Origin of the sequence: Streptomyces sp. NBC_00510 (assembly GCA_036013505.1) — a bacterium.
Lineage (GTDB): Bacteria > Actinomycetota > Actinomycetes > Streptomycetales > Streptomycetaceae > Actinacidiphila.
Genome location: CP107851.1, coordinates 5,460,179 through 5,484,235, shown reverse-complemented (window position 1 = coordinate 5,484,235; position 24,057 = coordinate 5,460,179). Strand labels below are relative to the sequence as shown.

23 protein-coding genes are annotated in these 24,057 nt (G+C 72.6%); 7 read left to right on the top strand and 16 right to left on the bottom strand.

Annotation, left to right across the window (positions count from 1 at the left end; all coding sequences use genetic code 11):
* Window position 1: 1 nt before the first annotated feature.
* Entirely contained in the window at window positions 2-616 is a 615-nt protein-coding gene (locus OG937_24765) for a GPP34 family phosphoprotein (protein WUD74676.1), read from the top strand.
* A gap of 23 nt (window positions 617-639) precedes the next feature.
* On the opposite strand, the gene OG937_24760 is transcribed toward OG937_24765, so the two are convergent.
* The 12 genes from OG937_24760 to dacB all read right to left on the bottom strand — a co-directional run bounded on the left by OG937_24760 (window position 640) and on the right by dacB (window position 13,453).
* A complete protein-coding gene (locus tag OG937_24760; protein ID WUD78867.1) occupies window positions 640-1,134 on the bottom strand; it encodes a DUF3180 domain-containing protein in 495 nt (164 codons plus the stop codon).
* Between the two features lie 54 nt (window positions 1,135-1,188).
* Window positions 1,189-1,779, bottom strand: a complete 591-nt coding sequence (gene folK, locus OG937_24755; GenBank protein ID WUD74675.1) for a 2-amino-4-hydroxy-6-hydroxymethyldihydropteridine diphosphokinase — start codon at window positions 1,777-1,779, stop codon at window positions 1,189-1,191.
* Window positions 1,776-2,135, bottom strand: coding sequence for a dihydroneopterin aldolase (gene folB / locus OG937_24750; GenBank protein ID WUD74674.1), 360 nt, complete (start codon window positions 2,133-2,135; stop codon window positions 1,776-1,778). Before folB ends, folK begins: the two co-directional genes overlap by 4 nt.
* A 217-nt stretch (window positions 2,136-2,352) precedes the next feature.
* On the bottom strand, window positions 2,353-2,838 hold the full coding sequence (locus OG937_24745; protein WUD74673.1) for a nuclear transport factor 2 family protein: 486 nt from the start codon (window positions 2,836-2,838) through the stop codon (window positions 2,353-2,355).
* Between the two features lie 136 nt (window positions 2,839-2,974).
* Window positions 2,975-3,829 (bottom strand): dihydropteroate synthase, encoded by an 855-nt coding sequence (gene folP / locus OG937_24740; protein ID WUD74672.1) that lies wholly within the window; start codon window positions 3,827-3,829, stop codon window positions 2,975-2,977.
* 23 nt (window positions 3,830-3,852) lie between these two features.
* Complete coding sequence (locus OG937_24735; GenBank protein WUD78866.1) at window positions 3,853-5,538, bottom strand: phosphatidylglycerol lysyltransferase domain-containing protein; 1,686 nt, start codon at window positions 5,536-5,538, stop codon at window positions 3,853-3,855.
* 265 nt (window positions 5,539-5,803) lie between these two features.
* On the bottom strand, window positions 5,804-6,412 hold the full coding sequence (gene folE, locus OG937_24730; GenBank protein ID WUD74671.1) for a GTP cyclohydrolase I FolE: 609 nt from the start codon (window positions 6,410-6,412) through the stop codon (window positions 5,804-5,806).
* 133 nt (window positions 6,413-6,545) lie between these two features.
* Window positions 6,546-8,600 (bottom strand): ATP-dependent zinc metalloprotease FtsH, encoded by a 2,055-nt coding sequence (gene ftsH / locus OG937_24725; protein ID WUD74670.1) that lies wholly within the window; start codon window positions 8,598-8,600, stop codon window positions 6,546-6,548.
* 192 nt (window positions 8,601-8,792) lie between these two features.
* Entirely contained in the window at window positions 8,793-9,332 is a 540-nt protein-coding gene (gene hpt, locus OG937_24720) for a hypoxanthine phosphoribosyltransferase (protein WUD78865.1), read from the bottom strand.
* Window positions 9,333-9,368: 36 nt separating this feature from the next.
* A complete protein-coding gene (tilS, locus tag OG937_24715; protein WUD74669.1) occupies window positions 9,369-10,355 on the bottom strand; it encodes a tRNA lysidine(34) synthetase TilS in 987 nt (328 codons plus the stop codon).
* 177 nt (window positions 10,356-10,532) lie between these two features.
* Window positions 10,533-11,711 carry a zinc-dependent metalloprotease gene (locus tag OG937_24710; protein WUD74668.1) on the bottom strand — a complete coding sequence of 393 codons (1,179 nt, stop codon included), beginning with the start codon at window positions 11,709-11,711 and terminating at the stop codon, window positions 10,533-10,535.
* Between the two features lie 233 nt (window positions 11,712-11,944).
* Window positions 11,945-13,453 carry a D-alanyl-D-alanine carboxypeptidase/D-alanyl-D-alanine-endopeptidase gene (gene dacB, locus OG937_24705; GenBank protein WUD74667.1) on the bottom strand — a complete coding sequence of 503 codons (1,509 nt, stop codon included), beginning with the start codon at window positions 13,451-13,453 and terminating at the stop codon, window positions 11,945-11,947.
* A gap of 40 nt (window positions 13,454-13,493) precedes the next feature.
* Here dacB and OG937_24700 point away from each other — a divergent pair, with 40 nt between their 5' ends.
* Window positions 13,494-13,988 carry an inorganic diphosphatase gene (locus tag OG937_24700; GenBank protein ID WUD74666.1) on the top strand — a complete coding sequence of 165 codons (495 nt, stop codon included), beginning with the start codon at window positions 13,494-13,496 and terminating at the stop codon, window positions 13,986-13,988.
* Between the two features lie 76 nt (window positions 13,989-14,064).
* On the opposite strand, the gene OG937_24695 is transcribed toward OG937_24700, so the two are convergent.
* The 3 genes from OG937_24695 to OG937_24685 form a co-directional block, all read right to left on the bottom strand.
* Window positions 14,065-15,471, bottom strand: coding sequence for a wax ester/triacylglycerol synthase family O-acyltransferase (locus tag OG937_24695; protein WUD74665.1), 1,407 nt, complete (start codon window positions 15,469-15,471; stop codon window positions 14,065-14,067).
* A gap of 163 nt (window positions 15,472-15,634) precedes the next feature.
* Window positions 15,635-17,248, bottom strand: coding sequence for a threonine/serine exporter family protein (locus OG937_24690; protein ID WUD74664.1), 1,614 nt, complete (start codon window positions 17,246-17,248; stop codon window positions 15,635-15,637).
* A 113-nt stretch (window positions 17,249-17,361) separates the two neighbouring features.
* Window positions 17,362-18,096, bottom strand: coding sequence for a VTT domain-containing protein (locus OG937_24685; GenBank protein WUD74663.1), 735 nt, complete (start codon window positions 18,094-18,096; stop codon window positions 17,362-17,364).
* Window positions 18,097-18,235: 139 nt separating this feature from the next.
* Here OG937_24685 and OG937_24680 point away from each other — a divergent pair, with 139 nt between their 5' ends.
* Complete coding sequence (locus tag OG937_24680; GenBank protein WUD74662.1) at window positions 18,236-19,585, top strand: ABC transporter ATP-binding protein; 1,350 nt, start codon at window positions 18,236-18,238, stop codon at window positions 19,583-19,585.
* A gap of 39 nt (window positions 19,586-19,624) precedes the next feature.
* The gene (locus OG937_24675) at window positions 19,625-19,996 is read left to right on the top strand and encodes a YbjQ family protein (protein WUD74661.1); all 372 of its coding nucleotides are present in this window, start codon (window positions 19,625-19,627) and stop codon (window positions 19,994-19,996) included.
* Here the strand turns inward: OG937_24675 and OG937_24670 are convergent.
* A complete protein-coding gene (locus tag OG937_24670) occupies window positions 19,977-20,750 on the bottom strand; it encodes a MerR family transcriptional regulator (protein WUD74660.1) in 774 nt (257 codons plus the stop codon). The two genes, OG937_24675 and OG937_24670, sit on opposite strands and share 20 nt — an antisense overlap.
* 54 nt (window positions 20,751-20,804) lie before the next feature.
* Between OG937_24670 and leuE the strand changes: the two genes are divergently transcribed.
* The 3 genes from leuE (at window position 20,805) to OG937_24655 (ending at window position 24,009) form a co-directional block, all read left to right on the top strand.
* Window positions 20,805-21,464: a leucine efflux protein LeuE gene (gene leuE, locus OG937_24665; protein WUD74659.1), complete on the top strand. Its 660-nt coding sequence runs from the start codon at window positions 20,805-20,807 to the stop codon at window positions 21,462-21,464.
* A gap of 66 nt (window positions 21,465-21,530) precedes the next feature.
* Window positions 21,531-22,982, top strand: a complete 1,452-nt coding sequence (locus tag OG937_24660; protein ID WUD74658.1) for a glutamate decarboxylase — start codon at window positions 21,531-21,533, stop codon at window positions 22,980-22,982.
* Between the two features lie 28 nt (window positions 22,983-23,010).
* Window positions 23,011-24,009, top strand: coding sequence for a cation diffusion facilitator family transporter (locus tag OG937_24655; protein WUD74657.1), 999 nt, complete (start codon window positions 23,011-23,013; stop codon window positions 24,007-24,009).
* Window positions 24,010-24,057: the final 48 nt, after the last annotated feature.

The following is a 24,057-nucleotide window of genomic DNA, read 5'->3' as shown; positions in this document are numbered from 1 at the left end:
CATGACCACCCCGCGGGACCTGATCATCACCGCCCTGGAACGGGCCGCCGAACGCGCCGTGGAGCCCGGCGACCTCTCCCTCGCCCTCGCCGCGGCCGAGGCCGTCGACCTCCTCGCCGCGGGGGCCGTCGCCCTGGACGGCGACCGCCTGGTGCCGGGCGGGCACCCGGAGATCGCCGACCCTCTGCTGGAGGAGGCCGCCGCCGCGCTGGTGCGCCGGGCGCCGTACGAGACCCCCGGCGACTGGCTGTGGCGCAGGGGCCGCGGCCTGGCCGGCGTCTACCTGGCCGCCCTGGAGGCCGGGGGCGAGGTCGTACGGGAACGGCACCGGAGCTGGCTGGTCCGCGACACCCGGACCGTGCTGGGCCACTCCCCCGCCCGGCGCCGCGCGGCCGACCGCATGGCGGCGGACGAGCCCGTCCTCGCCGCCCTCACCGGGGCGCTCGGCCTGCGCGGCGGCCCGGCCGCCGACGCGGCACCCGGCGTGACCGACCACGCGAAGGCCCGCGTCCTGGCCGCCCTCGACGGCGCGCTGGCCGAGCTGACGGCCGAGCGCCGACGGCGCTCCCGCCGGCAGGCCGACGCCGCCGCCGAGAACGTCCGGCGCGGTTACTGAGACGGCCCGGCCGCGGCGCGCTGCTAGGCCCGGCCGCCGACCGCGCCGGTGCGGTTGTCGTCCTCGTCCTCGGGGAGGCGGCAGACCCGCTCCAGGAAGATCGCGGCGGCGCAGACCGCGATGCCGGCGATCACCGCGGTGCCCGCGTAGATCGCCTGGTCACGGCGGGGGTCGTTGTCCAGCTGGTACATGACGAGGAAGACGCACGCACCGCCGTACATGCCCGCGACCAGGGCGGCGACCAGCGCGCTGGCCTGGCCGAAGACCACCGCCCGGGCGGCCAGCAGCGGGTCCACGCCCTTGGCTCCCGGACGCCGCTCGCGCTGCGCGCGCAGCCTGGACCGCAACGACAGCGCCGTCGCCGCCAGCACGGCGGCGATCAGCGCCAGCACGATCGGCGCGGCCACGGGCACGCCCGGCAGGGTGCCCAGCGAGTCCCAGAGCTTCGCGCCGGCCCAGGAGAGCACTCCGGCCACCACGAACAGTCCGACCAGGGTCCTGATGCGCAGCGCCTTCACCGAGTGCTCGCTCCCCACATCACATCGACGAACGTACCGACGGGATCGTAACGATTACTCCGGCAGCCTGAGTTCCACGTCGCCCCGGGCCCACACGCTCTCCCGGCCCACGCCCGCCAGCAGACCGGCCACCGGCCCCTGTCCCGGCAGCTCCGCCGCGGGGTCGATGTCGAGCCACGGCGCCAGTACGAAGGCCCGCTGGTGCGCCCGCGGATGCGGCAGCGTCAGCTCCGGGTCGTCGGAGACGACGCCCTGGTAGGCCACGATGTCGACGTCGATGGTGCGCGCACCCCAGCGCTCGGTGCGGGTCCGGGCGAAGGCGTCCTCGATCGCCCGGCCGCGTTCCAGCAGCGAGGACGGCGGCAGCGTCGTCCTGACCAGGACGACGGCGTTGAAGTAGTTCGGCTGCGAGCCCGGCTCGACGCCCCAGGGCTCCGTCTCGTACACCGGCGAGACCTTCTTGACCCGGACGCCCGGGGTGTCCTCCAGGGCGTCCACGGCGCCCTGCAGCGTCTCCAGGCGGTTGCCGAGGTTGCTGCCCAGCGAGATGACGGCGAACTTCGGATTCTGCAGCGTCGAGTCCGCGGCGTCGACCTGCGCGACGACGGAGGCCGGGACCGGCTGCACGGTGGGGTCGTAGCTCACGGGCGCCTCCGGGTGATGGTGACGGACACATCGGCGAACGGGACGGTGATCGGGGCATGTGGCTTGTGCACGGTGACCTCCACCTCCTGGACCAGGTCGTGCTTGAGGACCTGGTCGGCGATCCGCTGGGCCAAGGTCTCGATCAGGTCCACGGGCTCGCCCTCGACGACGGCGGTGACCTCCTCGGCCACGATGCCGTAGTGCACGGTCCTGGTCAGGTCGTCCGTGGCGGCGGCGGGTGCGGTGTCCAGGCCGAGGACGAGGTCCACGAAGAAGTCCTGGCCCTCGCGGCGCTCGTGTTCGAACACGCCGTGGTGCCCGCGGGCCTTCAGGCCGCGCAGCGCGACACGATCCACGATTCACTCCCGCTGGTCGTCGGACGGACGGGCGGGCGCGGTCCGCCCGCCCAGCGGGAGGGGAGGGCCGCTCCGCCCTTACTCGAATGTACCTTCGACCACCGACTGTCCCCAGTACCGGGCACCGAGGCGGCCGACCGCCCCGCGCTTACCCCGGGACACAGCGGCCTACTCCGGCCTTCACCACTTCTTGGCTCGAACGAGTGGTCAGAAGGCCTCAGGCTGACCCCTCGCCGCCGTTGTCGGCGTCCTCCGCGGCGTCCTCGTCGACCCCGTCCGCCATCACCGGGGAACCGTGGTGCACCCACAGCCGCCAACCCTCCGGTGTGCGCCGAAACACATTCGTGGCGACCACCAGGCCGCCCACGAGGGAGCCCATCTCGCCCTCCTCCTCGGCGGGGCCGCCGGTGAGGATGTTCTCGGTGCAGGTGACGAGGGCCGTGTCGCCGTCGACCGCCACCTCCACGTCGGTCAGGAAGAACTGGATGTACTCGGTGTTCGCCATGATCAGGGCGTACGAGCGCATCACCTCGCGTCGCCCGCGCAGCACCGGCCAGCCCGGGTGCACCACGGACACCGTCTCCGCCAGCGGGCCGGTCAGCACCAGCTCCTCCAGCGCGTCCAGGTCGGACCGCTCCACGGCGTCGTAGAACGCCTGGTTCGCCTCCTCGACCCGTGCGGCCTCGGCGGTACGCGGCGTCATCGTGTCCCCCCGTCCGTCGCCCCGCCCGCCCCGCGTCCCGCGGCGGGCACCCTCGTCGTCTGCTCGCGTGCGTCGCTCACCAAGCTCCCTCGTTCCCCTGTCCCGGCACCCTTCGGCACCTGGTCGGACACGTAGCTCACCGAGCCCCTTCCAGCGCCCGTGCGACCCGTACGGCGTCGGCGCTGTCGTGCACCTCGTGCACCCGGACCGCCCAGGCGCCGCGGCCCGCCACGATGGCGGTGACGGCGGCCGTGGCGGCGTCGCGTTCCCTGGCCGGAGGCGGATCGCCGCCCTCGCCGGCCAGTACGCGGCCGAGGAACCGCTTGCGGGAGGCCGCGATCAGCAGGGGGCGGCCCAGGGCCAGCAGGTCCTCGACGTGGGCGATCAGGGTCAGGTCGTGCTCGGCGTTCTTCGCGAAGCCCAGCCCCGGGTCGAGGACGATCCGCTCCGGGGCGATGCCGCCCGCCACCGCGCGCTCGAAGCTGCGCCGCAGCTCGGTGGTGACCTCGCCGACGACGTCCCGGTAGACCGCCCGGTTGTTCATGTCGATGCTCTGGCCGCGCCAGTGCATCACGATGAACGGGCTGCCCGTCGCCGCGACGACCGGGATCATCGCCGGGTCCGCCAGTCCGCCGCTGACGTCGTTGACCAGCGCCGCGCCCGCCTCGACCGCCTTCTCCGCGACCGTGGCCCGCATCGTGTCGACGCTCACCACGACCCCGGCCCTGGCCAGCTCGCGGACGACCGGGACCACCCTGCGCAGTTCCTCCGCCTCGTCCACCCGCGCCGCGCCCGGACGGGTCGACTCACCGCCGACGTCCACCAGGTCGGCACCGGCCGCGACGAGGTCCAGGCCGTGCTTCACCGCCAGGTCCGTGTCGAACCAGTCGCCGCCGTCGGAGAACGAGTCCGGCGTGACGTTGACCACACCCATGACCGCGCACCGGTCCCAGGACGGCAATCCGGCCACGTGGCCGCGCATCGTACCCATGGGGTCAGCCTAGAGCGGGCGGCTCACCGCAGGCGCCGGGAGGCCCACGCGGGGAGCGCCAGGGTGACGAATCCCTCGGCCCGCATGGCGGCCAGGCCGATCCGGGGCAGGTCCCCGGTGGCCCGGAAGACCAGGAAGCGCGGCAGCCACTCCGGCTGGAACTTGGCGTTGAACCGGTACAGCGACTCGATCTGGAACCACCGGGACAGGAAGACCAGCAGACCCCGCCAGGTCCGCAGCACCGGCCCCGCGCCGAGCCGCTCCCCACGGGCCAGCGCCGACCGGAACATCGCGAAGTTCAGCGAGACCCGCCGCACGCCCAGTCGCGGCGCCTCGCTCAGCGCGGCCACGATCAGCAGTTCGTTCAGCCCCGGGTCGGCGGACCGGTCGCGCCGCATCAGGTCCAGCGACATGCCGTCCTCGCCCCAGGGCACGAAGTGCAGCACCGCCCTCAGCGCGTCCTGCGCGTCGTGCGCCGTCACCACCACGCACTCCTCGTCCGCCGGGTCGCCGAAGCGGCCCAGCGCCATGGAGAAGCCCCGCTCGGTGTCCGTGCCGCGCCAGGCGTCCGCGGCGCGGCGGACCGCGTCGCGTTCCTCCTCGCCCAGTTCCGCCACGCGCCGGACCCGGCACACGTACCCCGCGCGCTCGGTGCGCTTGACCATCTGCCGCACGTTGCGCATCGCCCGCCCCGACAAGGAGAAGCAGGAGGTCTCCACCACGGCCTCGTCACCCAGCTCCAGGGCGTCCAGACCGGTCTCCCGGGTCCACACCTCCCCGCCGGTCTCGCTGCAGCCCATGACCGCGGGGATCCAGGCGTGCGCCCGGGCCTCGGCCATGAACCGCTGTATCGCCCCCGGCCAGGCCTCCACGTCGCCGATCGGGTCGCCGCTGGCGAGCATCACCCCCGACACCACGCGGTAGCAGACCGCGGCCTTGCCGCTCGGCGAGAAGACCACGCTCTTGTCCCTGCGCAGCGCGAAGTGCCCCAGGGAGTCGCGGGCCCCGTGCCGTCGCAGCAGCGTCCGCAGCCGCTCCTCGTCCCCGGCCGTCAGTTCGGCGACCGGGTGGGCCGGGCGCAGCGCCAGGTACGCGGTGGTGGCGGCGATGAGGAACCCCAGCCCGCCCAGCGAGTACGCGACGACGTCGGTGGCCTGGCCGGTGGCGTAGGAGACCGGCCCGTCGAAGCCGAAGAGCCCGCAGACCACCTCGGCCAGCCGGTCCGTCCAGGACGGGTCGCCCATCTCCGCCGCCGGGTGGGCGCTGACGATGACCAGTCCCACCACCAGGCTGAGCGCGCTCAGCCCCGCGAAGGCCGCGACCGCCTTCAGCCGGGTACGGGGGTCGCCGAGCGCCGAGAACTCCGCCCGGTACCCGATCAGCAGGGCCAGCAGCACCGCCGACAGCACGGCCCCGCCCAGCGAGTGCCGGTGCAGCACCTGCGCCACCGCGCCCGCCGGCAGCAGCAGCACGGCCGCCCGCCAGGCGCGCTTCTTCCCGCGCTTGAGGGCGTGCGCCAGCATCAGCATCAGGATGCCGGTGACCACCCCCGCCGCCGCGGCCACCGAGGTGACCGTCCCCGGGAAGACCCCGGCGAGCACGTGCATCCGGCTGTGCCGGAACCCGGGGAACACCGCCGCCGCGAGGTCCAGCAGCCCCACCAGCGCGCACGCCCTCCCCACCACGCGGGGCGCCGCCGACCCCGGCATCAGCCGTGGGAGCCGTCGCACCCTGTCCCGGGGAACCCGGACAGCCAGATCTTCCTCTGCCACGACAGACATCAGCCACCACGCCCCGGCGATGCGGTTCACCACCGCACGCCCCACTCTCGTCGGAGATTTGCGCCCTGTAGGACGTGAACTCCGGCGGGCGGGTTCCGTCGCCGGGCGGGAAGCGCGGAACGGGGAACGGAGACCGGGGACCGGGGACCGGAACGCCGACCGGGCCGCGGGCCGGGGCCCGCGGCCCCTCAGGTCACTGGGCCATGATCAGGCTCATCGCCTCCGCGCGGGTCGCGGGGTCGCGCAACTGGCCCCGCACCGCCGAGGTGATGGTCTTCGCGCCGGGCTTGCGAACCCCGCGCATCGTCATGCACATGTGCTCGCACTCGATGACCACGATCACACCGCGCGGTTCGAGTATCCGCATGAGCGAGTCCGCGATCTGCGTGGTGAGCCTCTCCTGCACCTGCGGGCGGCGGGCGAAGACGTCGACCAGGCGGGCCAGCTTCGACAGACCGGTGATCTTGCCGTCCACGGAGGGGATGTAGCCGACGTGGGCGACGCCCACGAACGGCACCAGGTGGTGCTCGCAGCTCGACAGCACCTCGATGTCCTTGACCAGGACCATCTCGTCGTGCCCGAGGTCGAAGGTGGTCGTCAGGACGTCCTCCGGCTCCTGGTAGAGCCCGGCGAAGATCTCCCGGTACGCCCGCGCGACCCGGCCGGGGGTCTCCCGCAGTCCCTCGCGGTCGGGGTCCTCCCCGACGGCGATCAGCAGCTCACGGACGGCGTTCTCGGCACGCTTCTCGTCGAACTCGCCGATGGGGCGCAGATCGCCCTCCAGGGTCACCGGGTCGGTCATGTGTGCCTCGTTCCTCAGACGTACCGAAATGCGTGGACCGCGGGAACCGCGGAAACGCCGCGCCCCCAGGATAGGAAACCTGGGGGGCGCGGCACGCATTCCGATGTCCGTGACCAAGGCCACGTCGCGGACGTCAGGACTCCGGGTTGGGCTCCTCCGGAAGCTCCACCGTCTCGGCGGACTTGCTCAGGGAGGACGCCGTGGTGCTGCCGTTGGCCGTCGGCTGGGTGCCGTTGGTCAGGGCGAGCTCCTTGGGCGAGAGCACCGGCGGGCGGGTCGACGGCGTGCGCCGCGAGGAACCCGTCCAGGCCGGACGCGCCGGACGCTTGACGATCGACTTGAAGATCTCGGCGATCTCCTCCTTGTTCAGCGTCTCCTTCTCCAGGAGCGCCAGAACGAGGTTGTCGAGGACGTCGCGGTTCTCGACCAGGATCTCCCACGCCTCGTTGTGCGCGGTCTCGATGAGCTTCTTGACCTCTTCGTCGACCAGCCCGGCGACCTCTTCCGAGTAGTCGCGCTGGTGGGACATCTCACGGCCGAGGAAGGGCTCCCCGTCGCTCGACCCGAACTTGATCGCGCCGAGCCGCTCGGTCATGCCGTACTGGGTGACCATCGCGCGGGCCGTGGTGGTGGCCTTCTCGATGTCGTCCGCGGCACCCGTGGTGGGGTCGTGGAAGACGAGCTCCTCCGCCGCGCGGCCGCCCATGGTCATGGCGAGCCGGTCGAGCATCTCGTTGCGGGTGGTGGAGTACTTGTCCTCGTCCGGCAGGACCATCGTGTAGCCGAGGGCACGGCCGCGGGACAAGATCGTGATCTTGTGGACCGGGTCGCTGTTGGGAGAAGCCGCCGCGACCAGGGCGTGACCGCCCTCGTGGTACGCGGTGATCTTCTTCTCTTTCTCGGACATGATCCGGGTGCGCTTCTGCGGGCCGGCCACGACACGGTCGATGGCCTCGTCCAGCATCGCGTTGTCGACCAGCTTCTTGTCGCTGCGCGCGGTGAGCAGCGCCGCCTCGTTGAGCACGTTGGCGAGGTCCGCGCCGGTGAAGCCGGGGGTCCGGCGGGCGACGGCCTTGAGGTCGACGTCCGGGGCGACCGGCTTGCCCTTCTGGTGGACCCGGAGGATCTCCAGGCGGCCCTGCAGGTCCGGGCGGTCGACGGCGATCTGCCGGTCGAAACGGCCCGGGCGCAGCAGCGCCGGGTCCAGGATGTCCGGGCGGTTGGTGGCGGCGATCAGGATGACGCCGCCCTTGACGTCGAAGCCGTCCATCTCGACCAGCAGCTGGTTCAGCGTCTGCTCGCGCTCGTCGTGACCGCCGCCGAGGCCCGCGCCGCGGTGCCGGCCGACGGCGTCGATCTCGTCGACGAAGACGATGGCCGGGGCGTTCGCCTTGGCCTGCTCGAACAGGTCGCGGACACGCGAGGCGCCGACACCCACGAACATCTCGACGAAGTCGGAACCGGAGATCGAGTAGAACGGGACCCCCGCCTCGCCGGCGACGGCGCGCGCGAGCAGGGTCTTGCCGGTTCCGGGCGGGCCGTAGAGCAGCACACCCTTGGGGATCTTGGCGCCCACGGCCTGGAACTTCGCCGGCTCCTGCAGGAACTCCTTGATCTCCTGGAGTTCCTCGACGGCCTCGTCCGAGCCCGCCACGTCGGCGAAGGTGGTCTTCGGGGTGTCCTTGGTGATCAGCTTGGCCTTGGACTTCCCGAAGTTCATCACCCGGGAGCCGCCGCCCTGCATCTGGTTCATCAGGAACAGGAAGACCACGACGATGAGGACGAAGGGCAGCAGCGAGAGCAGGATGCCGACGAAGGCGTTCTGCTTCGAGGGCGCGACGGTGTAGCCGTCGGGCAGCGTGCTCTTGTCGCCGTCGTCGACCTTCGCCTGCAGGATCTTGGCCACGTCGACGCCCTGGTCGCCGATGTAGCTCGCCTTGATCTTGGAGCCCAGGTCCTTGTCGCCTACCTTGGCGCCGTCCTTGAGCTCGACCTTGATCGTGTTCTCGTCGCCGGTGGTCAGCTCGGCGGACTTGGCCTGGTTGCTGTTGATCGCCTCAATGGCCTGGCCGGTGTCCACCGTCTTGTAGCCACCGGAAGAACCGACGACCTGCATCAATACGACCACGGCGAGGACAGCCAGCACGATCCACATGACTGGCCCACGGAAATAGCGCTTCACGTCCATCCATGCGGGGCGATATCGCCCCGTCCCTCCTGCCACAGTGAGGCACCGCGGCCTGGGGGCCGCCGGTGCATCCGGTGTATGAACCGACCTTCGGACGGTACCCCAGCATTGTCACCCGAAGTCGCCGGAGACCATAAACAAACAGCGTTACCCCCCTCCAACGCGGAGGAGGGCGTCGGGGTTCCCGGAGCCTCAGCCGCCGTACACGTGCGGCGCAAGGGTGCCGATGAACGGCAGGTTCCGGTACTTCTCCGCGAAGTCGAGGCCGTATCCGACCACGAACTCGTTGGGGATGTCGAAGCCGACGTACTTCACATCGATCTCGACCTTGGCGGCGTCCGGCTTGCGCAGCAGCGTGCAGACCTCGAGCGAGGCCGGACGGCGCGAGCCGAGGTTGCTGATCAGCCAGGACAGGGTCAGTCCGGAGTCGATGATGTCCTCGACGATCAGGACGTCCCGGCCGGCGATGTCGGTGTCCAGGTCCTTGAGGATCCGCACGACACCCGAGGACTTGGTCCCGGCGCCGTACGAGGACACCGCCATCCAGTCCATGGTGACCTGGGAGGACAGGGATCGCGCGAGGTCCGCCATCACCATGACGGCGCCCTTGAGGACGCCGACGATCAGGAGGTCCTTGCCCTCGTAGTCCTTGTCGATCTGCGCAGCCAGCTCCGCCAGCTTGGCGTCGATCTCTTGCTTGGAGATGAGCACCTTCTCGAGGTCGGTGCCCATGTCGTTCTCGTTCACCCGCACAACTTCCGGCTCGGTCTACAGGGCCTGGAAGAACAGTCTGCCATTCCGCCGGCCGACGACGACGCCGCCCGGGAGGTTGAGCGGCTTCTGACCGCGCCACGCGGTGAGCAGGCGGTCGGTCTCCTCGACGTGCCGGGCGAAGAGCGAACCGGCGGGAGAGCCCGCCGCGACGGCCGCGCGGCGCAGCACCCGGCGGCGCACGGCGGCGGGGAGGGTCAGCAGCCGGGCGACGTCCAGCCCGCCGTCGGCGTCGACGGCGGTCCGCTCGGCCTGGGCCGCCCACTGGTCGAGGGCGTCGGCGTCGTCCCGGGAGAGCTGGGCGGTGCGGGCCAGCGCCTCCACGACACCCTTGCCCAGGGACTTCTCCAGCACCGGCAGCGCCTCGTGGCGGACCCGGGAGCGGGTGTAGGCGGGGTCCTGGTTGTGCGGGTCCTCCCACACGTCGATGCCCTGCGCGAGGCAGGCCTTGCGGACCGTGTCACGGTCCAGCAGCAGGAAGGGACGGCGGTAACGGCCGTTCACGGCGGGCATGCCGGACAGCGACCGGATGCCGGAGCCGCGGGCCAGCCCCAGCAGCACCGTTTCGGCCTGGTCGTCCCGGGTGTGCCCGAGCAGCACGGCGGAGGCGCCGGCGCGTTCCGCGGCGGCGTCGAGGGCCGCGTACCGGGCGTCGCGGGCGGCGGCCTCCGGGCCGCCCTGGCGGCCCACGGTGACCGCGACGGCGTCCACCGGGTCGAGTCCGAGACCGCGCAGCCGGTCGGCCACGTCGACGGCGCGGGCCGCCGAGCCGTCCTGCAGGCCGTGGTCGACGGTGACGCCGCCGGCCCGGATGCCGAGCTTGGGCGCCTCGAAGGCGAGGGCGGTGGCGAGGGCCATCGAATCGGCTCCGCCGCTGCAGGCGGCGAGCACGAGCGGGCTGCCGCCGGGGTGGTCGGTCAGGACGTCCTGGAGTACGCGGCGGACCGCCAGGCGTATCGCCGCGACCGCGGGGTGGGGACCCATGTCCGGTTTCCCTCCTGGAGAGGCTGGGGGAGGCGTCGGGACGGTGAAGATGACGCAGGGTAGCTAGATGGTGACAGACAGCGGGCAATACTCGAGCATCGCACGCTTACCCTGCGCCCACGGTCCCTCGGACGGGTGAACCGGGAGGCCCCGGGGCCTGTTGTGCCCCGGGTCGACTCAGGTTTCGCTCCGCCCGTGCACCCGTGCCACCCAGTCCGCGGGTTTGGCGATCTCCTGCTTGGTGGGCAGGGTGTTGGGCGAGGTCCAGATCCGGTTGAAGCCGTCCATCCCGGCCCCGTCCACCACGGCCCGCACGAAACGCTCGCCGTCACGGTACTGGCGCAGCTTGGCGTCCAGCCCCAGCAGCTTGCGCAGCGCCATGTCCATCCGCCCGGCACCGCTCTGCCTGCGGCGCTGGAACTTCTCCCGGATCTCCGCCACGGACGGCACGACGTCCGGGCCCACCCCGTCCATCACGTAGTCGGCGTGCCCCTCCAGCAGCGACATGACCGCGGTCAGCCGCCCCAGGATCTCCCGCTGGTTCGGGGTCTGCACCAGGTCGATCAGGCTGCGGCCCTCGTCGCCGTCCGCGTCGACCGACGCCTCGTCCGCGTCGGGCCGGTTGCCGGAGGAGAAGGCCTGGAACGCCTCGCGGAGCCGCTCGATCAGCGTCGACGGGTCGATCTCGGTCTCGCCGAGGAAGGCCTGGACCTCCTGCTCGATGTGGTCCCGCAGCCAGGGCACGGCCGTGAACTGGGTGCGGTGGGTCTCCTCGTGCAGGCACACCCACAGCCGGAAGTCGTGCGGGTCCACGTCGAGTTCGCGCTCCACGTGGACGATGTTGGGGGCCACCAGCAGCAGCCGCCCGGTGCGCGGCTCGCCCGGACCGGGCGCGGCGGGGCCGGCCGGCATGTCACGGGTCGCGGGGGCGAAGGTCTCGTACTGGCCCAGCACGCGGGAGGCCAGGAAGCTCAGCAGCATCCCGACCTCGACGCCGGTCACCTTCCCGCCGACGGTGCCCAGCACGGCGCCGCCGGGACCTCCCGGCTTGCGCGCCTGCATCTTGTCCAGCAGCGGCTTGAGCACTTCGCGGAAGCCGGCGACGTTGGCCCTGATCCACCCCGGGCGGTCCACGATCAGCACCGGGGTCCCGGTGTCGGCCGGGTCCTCCTGATCGCCGAACATCCTGGTGAAGGCCCGGACGTGCGCCTCCGACTCCTTTGCGTGCCGCCGCAGTTCCGCCACGACCGCGCGCGCCTCGTCCCGGCTCACGTCCGGTCCGGGCCGCACGAAGCGGGTCGCGGTCGCGACCGCGAGGTTCCAGTCGACCATCTCCGCACCACCGATGCTCGTCATTCCTTCACGGTACGTGCTTGTCCCCCTCCCCGGGAGCGTTCCTCGCGGGGGCGGTGTCGGGCAGTCGTCGTCCCGCTGGGCGGGACGGGTGGGCGCACCGCACCCACCGGCGTGCAGACGCCGGCGCAACCCGCGGCACCGCACAGGTGCGGCGCCGCTGGGGTGTGCCAACCCTCCCCCAGCCTTCGGCCGGGGGGACCCCCATGCCTTGCGGAACGACTTCCCACAACCCCCTATGTGCGGCAGCCGCACGTGGCGAGGCCGGCGGCGAGGCGGTCGAGGGCGGACTGCGCGGCCGTGGGGTTGGTCGTGCCGTTGGTCAGGAAGGCGAACGTGAGCAGGCGGCCGTCCGCGTCGACGACCGTCCCGCCGAGCGCGTTGACCCCGGTGAGCGTGCCCGTCTTCGCGCGGACGAGCCCCGCGCCCCCGCCCGCGGAGGTGAAGCGTTCCCGCAGGGACCCGGTGAAGCCCGCCACCGGCAGCCCGGTGAGGACGGGGCGGAGCTCGGGGTGGTCGGAGTCGGCCGCCAGCGCCAGCATCCGCGCCAGCTGCTCCGCCGTGAGGTGGCCGGCGCGGTTGAGCCCGCTGCCGTCCACGAAGCGGGCCCCCTTGAGCGGGAGCCCGAGTTCGCGGAGTGCGGAGCCGATGGCCTTGGCGCCTCCGGAGAAGGACCCCGGGCGGTCCGCGGCGAGGGCCGTGTGCCGGGCGAGGGCCTCGGCGATGTCGTTGTCGCTGTTGGTGAGCATGCGCTCGACCAGGTCGGCCAGGGGTGCGGACCGCGCCTCCGCCAGCCGGTCGGCCGCGTGCGTGCGCGTGGGCGCCTTGCCGGCCTTTACCGCGCCGTCGATCTCGATGCCGCGCTTGCGCAGCAGGTCCGCGAAGGCCGCCGCCGCGTCCGCCGCCGGGTCCCACCCGCGGACGGCCGGGCCCTTGAAGCTCTTGCCGTCGGTGCGGCCCTCGTCGGCCATCAGGGCGGTGACGGGCGCGATGTTGTCGTTGTGCCCGATGGGGTGGACGGCGGGGCCGGTGAAGAGCGAGGTGTCGTACGTGAGCTTCACCGAGCGGACGCCCTTGGCGCGCAGCGCGCGGGCGGTGTCGGAGGCGAGGGTGCGCAGGGAGGCCGCCGTCCATCCGCCCCCGGGCTTCGCGCGGGCGGTCAGGGTGGGGTCGCCGCCGCCGACCAGGACGACGCGGTCCTTGCCCGCGGCGACCACGGAGGTGGTGAGCCGGTGGTCGGCCCCGAGCAGCGACAGGGCCGCGACGGCCGTGGCGACCTTCGTGGTGGAGGCGGGGACGGCGGCCGTGGCGGGGCCCTGCCCCCACACGGTCCGGCCCGACACGGCGTCGACGACGGCGCCCGTCGTCAACGCGCCGAGCGCGGGGTCGTGCAGCAACGGGCCGAGCCGGCCCGTCAGTCCGGCCTTGGTCGGCAGCGGCGCGCCCTGCGGCCCGGACACGGCGGTGAGCACCTCGGGGGCGGGCGGCACCGGGGCGACCGCCCCCTTGTGGCCGCCCCCACCGGCCTTCTTGTGGGGACGCGCCTGCTTCCCCTGACCGTCCCGGGAGGCGGCGATCGCCCGTTCGGCCGTACGCTGGCCTGACTCCCACGGTCCTGCTGCGGCCACAGCCGTCAGCGCCACGGCAAGTCCTGCGACAGCCGAACCTGCCACCACCTGCCAGTTCTTCGAGACGGGCACCCCGGACCAGCCCCTTTCGCGACCACACACAAGCGTGGGAGACACTTAATCACCAGAAGTATGTGCTGATCATGGAGGACAGGCTGTGCTCGAGTTCGACGTAACGATCGAGATCCCGAAGGGTTCCCGCAACAAGTACGAGGTGGACCACGAGACCGGTCGTATCCGCCTGGACCGGCACCTGTTCACCTCGACGGTCTACCCGGCCGACTACGGCTTCGTGGAGAACACCCTGGGCGAGGACGGCGACCCGCTGGACGCCCTGGTCCTGCTCGACGAGCCGACCTTCCCCGGCGTCCTCGTGCGCTGCCGCGCGATCGGCATGTTCCGCATGACGGACGAGGCCGGCGGCGACGACAAGCTCCTGTGCGTGCCCGCCTCGGACCCGCGGGTCGAGCACCTGCGTGACATTCACCACGTCTCCGAGTTCGACCGCCTGGAGATCCAGCACTTCTTCGAGGTCTACAAGGACCTGGAGCCCGGCAAGTCCGTCGAGGGCGCCAACTGGGTGGGCCGCGCCGAGGCCGAGGCCGAGATCGAGGCGTCCTACAAGCGCCTGAAGGAGCACGGCGGTCACTGACCCCGTACGCTCCCGCGGCCATGAGGGCGGCGCGCTCCCTGCCGGGGCGGGCCGCCCTCACGCTTGTCCGGAGGCGTCACCCGCAGGCGTCGAGCAGTTCGGCCAGCGCGCCGTGCAGAGCCCTGGCGAGCGTGTCGGCGTCCGGCAGGGACTCCGCGTCCGCGAGCAGCCCGATGTGGACCCGGCGGCGGTACGTGGAGACGGCGACCGCCAGCGACTGCCCGCGGGCGAGCGGGGCGATCGGGTAGAGCTCCGTCATGCGGCAGCCGTCCAGGGTGAGCGGCACGTCGAGCATCGGCACGTTGGTGATCAGCACGTCGAACAGCAGTCGCGCCGAGGCGGCGAGCAGCGGCGCGGCGAAGCGGTGCGCGAGCGGCGGCACGCTGTCGGCCAGCAGCGCGACGGCACCGGGCCCCGAGTCGGGTCCGGCGTCCTTGTTGCGGTCCATGCCCGCGCGGACGTCGCGCAGCCGGGCGAGCGGGTCGGGCTCGCCGACCGGCAGCCGCAGCAGGTAGCCGGAGATGCGGTTGCCCCGGCCGCCGCGCACGCCTCTGCGGCGGCGCCGCGCCACCGGGATCAGGGCGCGCGGGCCCGGACCCGCCGGGTCGTCGCCGCGGGCCTGCATCCAGCGCCGCAGCGCGCCGGCGACGACGGCCATGACGACGTCGTTGACGGTCCCGCCGCTGGTCTTGCGGACCCGGTGCAGGTCGTCGACGTCGAGGGAGGCGGTGGCGAAGCGGCGCTCCGCGCCGCCGGGCGTCCAGGCCGCGCCCAGCGCGGCGGGCCCGCCGGGGTCGAGGGAGGCGCGCAGCACGGCCGAGCCGATGCCCAGGGCGCGCCCGGCCTCGCGCACCCGGTCCGGCAGGGAGGCGACGACCTGCCGCGGATCGGGCAGCGGCAGCGCGGGCAGGTGGATGCCGAGCCCCCGGACCTGGGCCGGCACGGCCGCCTCGGCGCCGGACCGCGGCGCCGGAGCCGCCGGGGCGGGAGGCTCCGGGGCGGGGGCGGCCGCCGTGGTGCGGGCCCCCTGGTCGAGCAGGGCGGCGCCGAACTCCACGGCGCGCAGGCCGTCGGCGAGGGCGTGGTGCAGCTTGACCAGGACGCTGAAGGGCGCGTCGGGGGCGCCCTCGATGACGTAGACCTCCCACGGCGGCCGGTCGCGGTCCATGGGCCGGGACATCAGTTCGGCGACGGCGGCCCGGGCGTCGGCCCGCCGGACGGCGTGGACGTGGTGCCGGGCGTCGAAGTGCTCGTCGGCCGCCCAGGCGGCGCCGCCGACGCCGTACCAGACGTCCTTCACGCGCTGCCGCATCCGCGGTACGGCCTCGGCCCGGGCGGTGAGCAGCGCGGCGAGTCCGTCGGCGTCGACCGGGTGCTCCGGGTCGCGGTCGAAGACGGCCACGGCGCCCAGGTGCATGGGGTGGCCCGGCGAGTCCAGGTTCCAGAAGGCGAGGTCCAGCGGGCTCAGGTGCTCGTCAGCCAAGGCTCCATGCCTCCGAAAGGTCGGGTTTTGCCCCGGAACGGACTCCAGTTGGTGAAGTGAAACCCCTAAAACCGATTACAGTCAACTACGACCACGATACGGACAGTTAACATCAGGTTGCCCGTGCGATCTCCGGGCGGCGAGGCGACGGGGCCCGGAGGGCTCAGAAACCGCGGGTCCGCTTGGCCGCCGCGCGGCGTCGTGCCTGGTCAGGCCCACCGGGCAGCTTGATGAACAGCCGCGCGATCTCTCCTCCCAGGTTCACCCCGATGGCCACGGCGAGCGCCAGCGCCGCCGCCTTCGTCAGCGAGGCGAATCCCTGGTCCAGGTGACCGCGGGTCAGCCCGAGGAGCCCGAAGTACGTCGCGGAACCCGGCAGCAGCGGGCCGATGGCCGCCGTGACGTACGGCAGCGCGGAGGCGTAGCGGTAGCGGGAGAGCACCTGACCGAAGAGACCCACCAGGCCGGCGGCGACGGCGGTGGCCGCCACCGGCGACATGCCGATGCCGATCTTCTCCTGGTGCAGCGCCGCGTAGACCGTCCAGGCGACACCGCCGTTGAGCGCGGCGACCACCAGCACGCCGCGCTCGCACTGCAGCAGCACGGCGAAGGCCAGGCTCAGCACCATCGCGGCGACCAGTTGCACCGGCGGGTTCTCGTAGGGCCGGAAGACCTGGTCGGGGTCGAGTCCGGCGCCCAGGCTGACCCCGGCGTAGAGGATCAGCGTCACGCCGACGACGATGCCGGTGAAGAGGTACATCACCTCCAGCAGGCGTGCGGAGGCGGTGATGTAGAAGCCGGTCAGGCCGTCCTGGACGGCCGCGACCAGGGCCCTTCCCGGGATCAGCGCGAAGAGCCCACCGGTGATGACCGCCGAGGCCTGCAGGGTGCTCGTACCGGGCAGGTGCTGGCCGAACCGGGCGACCAGCACCCCCATCACGGCCGCGGGCATCGCCGCGGCGACGAACTGGTAGAACTCCGGCAGCCCGCGGCCCGCGCACAGCCAGGCCAGCCGGTCGCCCAGCATCGCGCCGAGCGCGGCGATCGCGAACACCAGCGGACCGCCGCCGCCGACCAGCATGCTCGCCGCGCCGGCGAGGAGCCCGGCCGCCACGGTCAGCAGCCAGCCCGGGTACGGGTGCCGGTTGCGGCGGATCTCGGCGAGCCGCCGGTAGGCGTCCTCCAGGCTGAGGTCGGCCGCGGTGACGTCGTTGATCAGCCGGAAGACGGCCGCGAGACGGGTGTAGTCGGTGGCCCGGCGGCGCACCGTGCGGTTGGCGGTGACCGGCGCGTCCACGAGCGAGGGCTGGTACGAGATGCCCAGCAGGGTGAACGTCACGGTCGGTTCGACCCGTCCGAGCCCGTAGGCGTGGGCGACGCCGAGCATCGCGGCCTCGACGTCCTCCGCGCCCTCGCCGCCGGCGAGCAGCAGCTCACCGATGCGCAGCGTGAGGTCGAGCACACGCGGGACCGGCGGGCCGCCCTCCGCCTCCGGCCGCCGGGCGGGCTGCTCGGGAGCGGGGCGCTCGCCGACGGGCATGCGCAGCATCGTGCGCATCCGGTCGGGCCAGGGGGTCTCCTTGGAGAGGCTGACGACCGGGATGCCCTCGGGGGGCGTGAAGGCCGGGTGGGACAGCTGCGACGAGGTCCGCGTCCCGGGGCGGGCGAAGGCGGAACCCTGCGGTTCGGGCCTGGGCAGTTCCACGCCCAGGGGCGGGGTGAACTCCGAGCCGCCGGTCGGCTGCTCGGGCCCGTCGGGCTCCTTGGGGTGCGCCACGGGATCCTCCTTTCGACGCGCGATCACTCGACGGTGCCGGGGTGCGCCAGAGGGGAGGGTGCGGTCACCCTCCCCCCTGGCACAGCGGGACGACTGCCCACTCCCTCCGTCGGCTAACGGCGGTTCGCGCGGTGCCGCCCGCCGGAGCCCCGCTGGAGCGGGGGCTGGCCGGCCTCGTCCTCGGCCTCGTATTCGGGAGCGCCGGGCAGCGGCCCGGGTCCGGCCTTGCGGGAGGCCGCGCGGGCGCGCAGGAACTCGATGGCGATCGGGACGACCGAGAGCAGCACGATGCCGACCAGGATCAGCTCGATGTGCTCGTGGACGAACGCGATCTGGCCCAGCCAGTAGCCGAGCAGGGTCACGCCGGCGCCCCACAGCAGGCCGCCGACGATGTTGTACGTCACGAAGACGCGGTAGTTCATGCGGCTGACGCCGGCGATGATCGGGGTGAAGGTGCGCACGATCGGCACGAAGCGGGCGAGCACGATCGACTTGGCGCCGTGCCGCTCGAAGAACTCGTGGGCCTTCTCGACGTTCTCCTGCTTGAAGAGCCTGGAGTCAGGGCGCCGGAAGAGCGAGGGCCCGACCTTGCGGCCGAAGAGGTAGCCCACCTGGTCGCCGGCGACCGCGGCGAGCACGACCAGCACGCAGACCAGCCAGATCGGATAGTCGAGCTTGCCGCCCGCGACCAGCAGGCCGCCGGTGAAGAGCAGGGAGTCACCCGGCAGGAAGAAGCCGATGAGCAGACCCGACTCGGCGAAGACGATCGCCAGCAGGCCGATCAGGCCCGCTGACGAGATGAGGTAATCGGGGTCGAGCCATTGCGGGCCCAGGGCGATAGTCGTCACGGGCCAAAAGTATCAACGTGGTCGCGACCGAACCGTTCCCAGTCCGCGAACGCTCGGCTACGGTCCTCCCAAGCGTTTTACCGTGCAACACCGCAAGTCGCCCGTCACTCCTGAATCATCATGATCCGGCGGAACCCACATGACTCGCGCCATCTCCCTGCACGACGTCTCGAAGACCTACGGCCGCGGCGTGCGCGCCGTGGACCGCTTCTCCCTGGACATCGCCCCCGGCGAGTTCCTGGTGCTGCTCGGCCCCTCGGGCTGCGGCAAGTCCACGGTGCTGCGCATGATCGCCGGCCTGGAGGACATCACCTCCGGGGAGCTGCTCCTGGACGGCGAGCACGCCAACGACCTGGCGCCGGGCGACCGGAGGATGGCCATGGTCTTCCAGAACTTCGCCCTCTACCCGAGCATGACCAGCCGGGAGAACATCGGCTTCCCGCTGCGCTTCGAGATGCCCGGGCAGGACACCGGGCCCCGGGTCGCCGAGACCGCGCGGACCCTGGGCATCGAGGACATCCTCGACCGCTACCCGGGCCAGCTGTCCGGCGGCGAGCGGCAGCGGGTCGCGATGGGCCGGGCCATCTCGCGGCACCCGTCCGTCTTCCTGATGGACGAGCCGCTGTCCAACCTCGACGCCAAGCTCCGCTCGCACCTGCGCGCCGAGATCGCCCGGCTGACCCGCGGCATGGGCGTGACGACCGTGTACGTCACCCACGACCAGGCCGAGGCGATGTCGCTGGGCGACCGCGTGGCGATCATGCGCAACGGCGTGCTGCAGCAGGTGGGCACCCCGCGTGCGGCGTACCACCTGCCGCAGAACGTCTTCGTGGCCGCCTTCATCGGCACCCCGCGTATCAACCTCATGGAGGCGACCGTGGTGGCCCCGCTGGACGGCGGGATGTGGATCGACCTCGGACGGCAGCGGCTCGTCCTCCCCCAGCCGCTGAGCAGGGACCACCAGATGCTCCGCATCCAGCAGGGCCGGCCGGTCATCGTCGGCCTGCGCTCGGAGGCCGTGCGCATCGACCGGCCGAGCAGCGCGCGGCCGGGCGAGGTGGTGCTGAGCGGTGTCGTGGAGCACGTGGAGTACCAGGGCCACGAGTCGCTGGTGCACCTCGGCACCGGCGCCCGCGCGGCCGTCGTGCCCGAACTGGAGTCCGCCCGTCCGGGCACCGGGCGGCAGCGCTCCCGGGCGGCGTCCCGGCAGGGCGGTGCGGCAGGCCTCGGCCGGTTGGTGCAGAAGGCCGCCGCACGGGTCTCCGGCCAGGGCCAGACGGCCGTACTGGACCCGCCGGGGCAGCGGCCGGAGACCGAGCGGCCCGCCACCGGGGGCGGCGACCTGGTCGTGCGCACCGGGCCCGACCTGCGGCTGCGCGCCGGACAGCACGTGCCGCTGCTGGTCGACCTCGCGCACCTGTACGTCTTCGACCACGCGGGCCACCGGATCTGCCCGGCCCCGGACCGGGCACCGCACCTGGAGTACTGAGACCGCGCGGGACGGCGGCGGGGGGACGACGATGCCCGTATGGGTATCGACGAGTACGGCGGCGGACAGTCGCCCCGGTCCGCCGTCCTGGTGGTCACCACGAACGACGTGCCGGGCTACCGGGTGGAACGGGTGATCGGTGAGGTGTTCGGCCTCACCGTGCGCTCCCGCCACCTGGGCAGCCAGATCGGCGCGGGCCTGAAGTCCCTGATCGGCGGCGAGCTGAAGGGACTCACCAAGACCCTGGCCCAGACCCGCACCGAGGCGATGGAGCGGCTGGTGGAACAGGCGCAGTCGCGCGGCGCCAACGCGGTGCTGGCGATGCGCTTCGACGTCGGCGAGGCCGCCGACGCCGGCACCGAGGTGTGCGCCTACGGCACGGCGGCGGTGATCAGCCCCGCGCCCGCCTAGCGTTGGCGACGATCGCGTCGTGGACGTACTGCGCGGTGCCCGGCGCGATCGCCTCGTAGAAGGCGTTGAAGCGCGGGTCCGCCAGGTACATCTCGGCGAGACCGGTGTGGATCTCGTACGTGCAGTCGTAGTAGTGGTCCACGATGAACTGCCGGTGCTCCTCGGCCAGGTCCATCGCCGCCTCGCCGTCCGCCGGGGCGCCGGACCCGCGCAGCGCGACCAGCCGGGCGCCCCAGTCCTCCTGCTCGGCCTTGATGCGCAGCCAGTCCTCCTTGGTGTACGAGGCGGCGCGGCGCTGCGACTGCTCGTACGCCTCGGTGTCGCCCCAGCGCTCCCGGGTCTCCTCGGCGTGCCGGTCGGGGTCGTAGTCCCCGAAGACCTCGAACTTCTCCTCGGGCGTGAGGTTGATGCCCATCGTGCGTGCCTCCATGGCTCGTTGGACGGCGTCGGCCATCTCCGTCAGCTTCCCGATCCGCGCGGTCAGCAGTTCGTGCTGGCGCCGCAGGTGCTCCCGCGGGTCCGCGGCCGGGTCGTCGAGGAGGACCGCCACCTGGTCCAGGGGGAAGCCGAGCTCCCGGTAGAAGAGGATCTGCTGCAGCCGGTCGAGGTCGGCGTCGCCGTAGCGCCGGTGGCCCGCGTGGCTGCGGGCGCTGGGCGAGAGCAGTCCGATCTCGTCGTAGTGGTGCAGCGTGCGGACGGTCACGCCGGCGAAACCCGCCACCTGCCCGACCGGGTAGCCCGTGCTCGTGTTCATGACCACACCCTCCGGCCTCACGCCACGTGAGGTGCAAGTGCCATATTGGTGCCCATGCTGGGAATCACCGACCTGTCGACGTACGTGCTGGGCACCGTACTGATCGTGCTGCTGCCGGGGCCGAACTCGCTGTACACCCTGTCCGTCGCGGCGCGCCGCGGCGTCCGGACGGCGTACCGCGCGGCCCTGGGCGTCTTCCTCGGCGACACCGTGCTGATGACCGCTTCGGCGGCGGGCGTGGCCGGGCTGCTCCAGGCCAACGCCGTGCTGTTCGGCATCGTGAAGTACGCGGGCGCCGGCTACCTGGCGTGGATCGCCGTCGGCATGGCGCGGGCCGCCTGGGGCATGTGGCGCTCCCGGGGCACCGAGCCGGTGGCACTGGCGACCGCGGCCGAGGAGGTGGCGGACGCCGAGCGGCCGTTCCGGCGGGCGCTGGTGATCAGCCTGCTCAACCCCAAGGCGATCCTGTTCTTCATCTCCTTCTTCGTGCAGTTCGTGGACCCCGGCTACGCCCATCCCGCGCTGTCCTTCCTCGCGCTGGGCGCCATCGCGCAGGTCTTCAGCTTCTGCTACCTGACGCTGCTGATCTTCGGCGGCACCTACCTGGCCGCCCAGTTCCGCCGTCGCAAGCGCCTGGCGGCGGGACTGACCTCGGGCGCCGCGGCGCTCTTCCTGGGCTTCGCGGCCAAGCTGTCGATGTCCTCGGCGGGCTGACCGGCCCCCGGCCGGGGCGTTCGCCGCCGACCTGCCGGTGACCGGTTTCACACGTATCGTGACGGTATGTCGCTGCACAAAGGTGCCGAGGGCCTGCCGAAGCTCGCCGTGAACCCCTTCTACGCCGGGGCCGACCCGGTCGCCGGGATGCGCGCGGCGCCACCGAAGCACCGGCTGCCCGACGGTCCGATGGCGCCGGCCACGGCGTACCAGCTCGTCCACGACGAGCTGATGCTCGACGGCAACGCCCGGCTCAACCTCGCCACCTTCGTCACCACGTGGATGGAGCCCGAGGCCGGGGTGCTGATGGGCGAGTGCCTCGACAAGAACATGATCGACAAGGACGAGTACCCGCGCACCGCCGAACTGGAGCGGCGCTGCGTGTCGATGCTCGCCGACCTGTGGCACGCCCCCGATCCGGAGAGCGCCGTCGGCTGCTCCACCACCGGCTCCTCCGAGGCCTGCATGCTCGCCGGGATGGCCCTCAAGCGCCGCTGGATGAGGCGTGCCGGCGACGGCACCCGCACGTCCCTCGCACGCCGCCTGACGAGGCGCGCCGGCGACCGCCACCCGGGCACCGGCCGCCCCAACCTCGTCATGGGCGCCAACGTGCAGGTCTGCTGGGAGAAGTTCTGCAACTTCTGGGAGGTCGAGCCGCGCCTGGTGCCGATGGAGGGCGACCGGCTGCACCTGGAGGCGGACACCGCCGTCGCGATGTGCGACGAGAACACCATCGGGGTCGTGGCCGTCCTCGGCTCGACCTTCGACGGCTCCTACGAGCCCGTGGCCGAGATCTGCGCCGCGCTCGACGCCCTGCAGGAGCGCACCGGCCTCGACATCCCCGTCCACGTCGACGGGGCCTCCGGGGGCATGATCGCGCCCTTCCTCGACGAGGACCTGGTCTGGGACTTCCGGCTGCCCCGGGTGGCCTCGATCAACACCTCCGGCCACAAGTACGGACTGGTCTACCCCGGCGTCGGCTGGGCGCTGTGGCGGGACACCGACGCCCTGCCCGAGGAACTGGTCTTCCGGGTCAACTACCTCGGCGGCGACATGCCGACCTTCGCCCTGAACTTCTCCCGGCCGGGCGCCCAGGTCGTCGCCCAGTACTACACGTTCCTGCGGCTGGGCCGGGACGGCTTCCGCACCGTCCAGCAGACCGCCCGCGACGTGGCCGTCTACCTCGCCTCGCGGATCGAGGAGTGCGGGGACTTCCGGCTGATCACCCGAGGCGACCAGTTGCCGGTCTTCGCCTTCACCACCGCCGACCACGTCACCGCCTACGACGTCTTCGACGTCTCCCGGCGGATGCGCGAGCGCGGCTGGCTGGTGCCCGCCTACACCTATCCGGCCGACCGCGAAGACCTGGCGGTGCTGCGCATCGTGGTCCGCAACGGCTTCTCCGAGGACCTCGCCGACCTCTTCCTCGCCGACCTGAAGCGCTACCTCCCCCAGCTGCGCGAACAGGAGCACCCGCTCCACCCGCCCGGCGAGGCGCCCACCGCCTTCCACCACTGAGGGCCGCGTCGCGGGGCACACGCTCCCCATGGGGAAGGACGAACAGACCAAGGGCACCGTCTTCATCGCCCTCGCCGCGAACCTGGTGATCGCCGTGGCGAAGGCGGTCGGCGGGCTGCTCACCACCTCGCCGGCGCTGCTGTCGGAGGCCGCGCACTCGGTGGCCGACACCCTCAACGAGGTCTTCCTGCTGGCCGCGCTGCGCCGCAGCCGGCGCAGGCCCGACGCGCGGCACCCCTTCGGCTACGGCAAGGAGCGCTGGTTCTGGTCGCTGCTCGCCGCCGTGGGGATCTTCGTGATGGGCGGCTGCTTCTCCTTCTACCAGGGCGTGTCCGCGTTCCACGAGCGCGAGCCGCACACCACGCAGGCCTTCCTGACCGCCGTGGCCGTCCTGGTCGTCTCCCTGATCGCCGAGGGATCCTCGCTGTTCAGGGCGCTGCTGCAGGTACGCGGCGGGGCCCGCGAGCACGGCCGCCCCTTCCGCACCGAACTGCGCGAGGGCGACGACCCCACGCTGCGCACCGTGCTCGGCGAGGACAGCGCCGCGGTGCTCGGCGTGCTGCTGGCGCTCACCGGCGTGGTGCTGCACTGGACGACCGGCGACCGCACCTGGGAGGCGTACGCGTCCCTGGCGATCGCCGTCCTGCTGATGTACGTCGCCTACCGGCTCGGCAAGGACTGCCGGGACACCCTCATCGGCGAGGCCGCCGACCCCAGGCTGCGGCAGCGGGCGCACGAACTGCTGACCCTGCAGCCGGAGATCGACACGGTCACCGCGCTGCTGACGATGCGCCTGGGGGTCGACTCGGTGCTGCTGGCCGCCCGGGTGGACCTGACCGAGGGCATCGACAGCGAGACCGTGGAGGAGGCCGCGGTCCGCATCAAGCGCACCCTGGCCGGGGAGTTCCCCGAACTGGACCAGATCTTCCTGGACGTCACGGACGCCTCCGACGAGGACCGCCGCGCGGCGCACCGGCTGCGGCGGTCCCTGCGCGCCGAGGCGGGCAAGGGCGAGGGCGGGGGCTGACCGGTCGCCCGGCCGGCCCCCGCCCTCGTGCGGGTGGTGCCGCGTGCG

Coding starts and splice junctions, on each gene's coding strand:
- OG937_24765 (WUD74676.1), top strand. CDS start 2: ATGACCACCCCGCGGGACCTGATCATCACCGCCCTGGAACGGGCCGCC.
- OG937_24745 (WUD74673.1), bottom strand. CDS start 2,838: ATGACGCCGCGTACCGCCGAGGCCGCACGGGTCGAGGAGGCGAACCAG.
- folP (WUD74672.1), bottom strand. CDS start 3,829: ATGGGTACGATGCGCGGCCACGTGGCCGGATTGCCGTCCTGGGACCGG.
- OG937_24735 (WUD78866.1), bottom strand. CDS start 5,538: ATGCCGGGGTCGGCGGCGCCCCGCGTGGTGGGGAGGGCGTGCGCGCTG.
- folE (WUD74671.1), bottom strand. CDS start 6,412: ATGACCGACCCGGTGACCCTGGAGGGCGATCTGCGCCCCATCGGCGAG.
- ftsH (WUD74670.1), bottom strand. CDS start 8,600: ATGGACGTGAAGCGCTATTTCCGTGGGCCAGTCATGTGGATCGTGCTG.
- hpt (WUD78865.1), bottom strand. CDS start 9,332: ATGGGCACCGACCTCGAGAAGGTGCTCATCTCCAAGCAAGAGATCGAC.
- tilS (WUD74669.1), bottom strand. CDS start 10,355: ATGGGTCCCCACCCCGCGGTCGCGGCGATACGCCTGGCGGTCCGCCGC.
- OG937_24710 (WUD74668.1), bottom strand. CDS start 11,711: ATGACGAGCATCGGTGGTGCGGAGATGGTCGACTGGAACCTCGCGGTC.
- OG937_24680 (WUD74662.1), top strand. CDS start 18,236: ATGACTCGCGCCATCTCCCTGCACGACGTCTCGAAGACCTACGGCCGC.
- OG937_24675 (WUD74661.1), top strand. CDS start 19,625: ATGGGTATCGACGAGTACGGCGGCGGACAGTCGCCCCGGTCCGCCGTC.
- OG937_24670 (WUD74660.1), bottom strand. CDS start 20,750: ATGAACACGAGCACGGGCTACCCGGTCGGGCAGGTGGCGGGTTTCGCC.
- leuE (WUD74659.1), top strand. CDS start 20,805: ATGCTGGGAATCACCGACCTGTCGACGTACGTGCTGGGCACCGTACTG.
- OG937_24660 (WUD74658.1), top strand. CDS start 21,531: ATGTCGCTGCACAAAGGTGCCGAGGGCCTGCCGAAGCTCGCCGTGAAC.
- OG937_24655 (WUD74657.1), top strand. CDS start 23,011: ATGGGGAAGGACGAACAGACCAAGGGCACCGTCTTCATCGCCCTCGCC.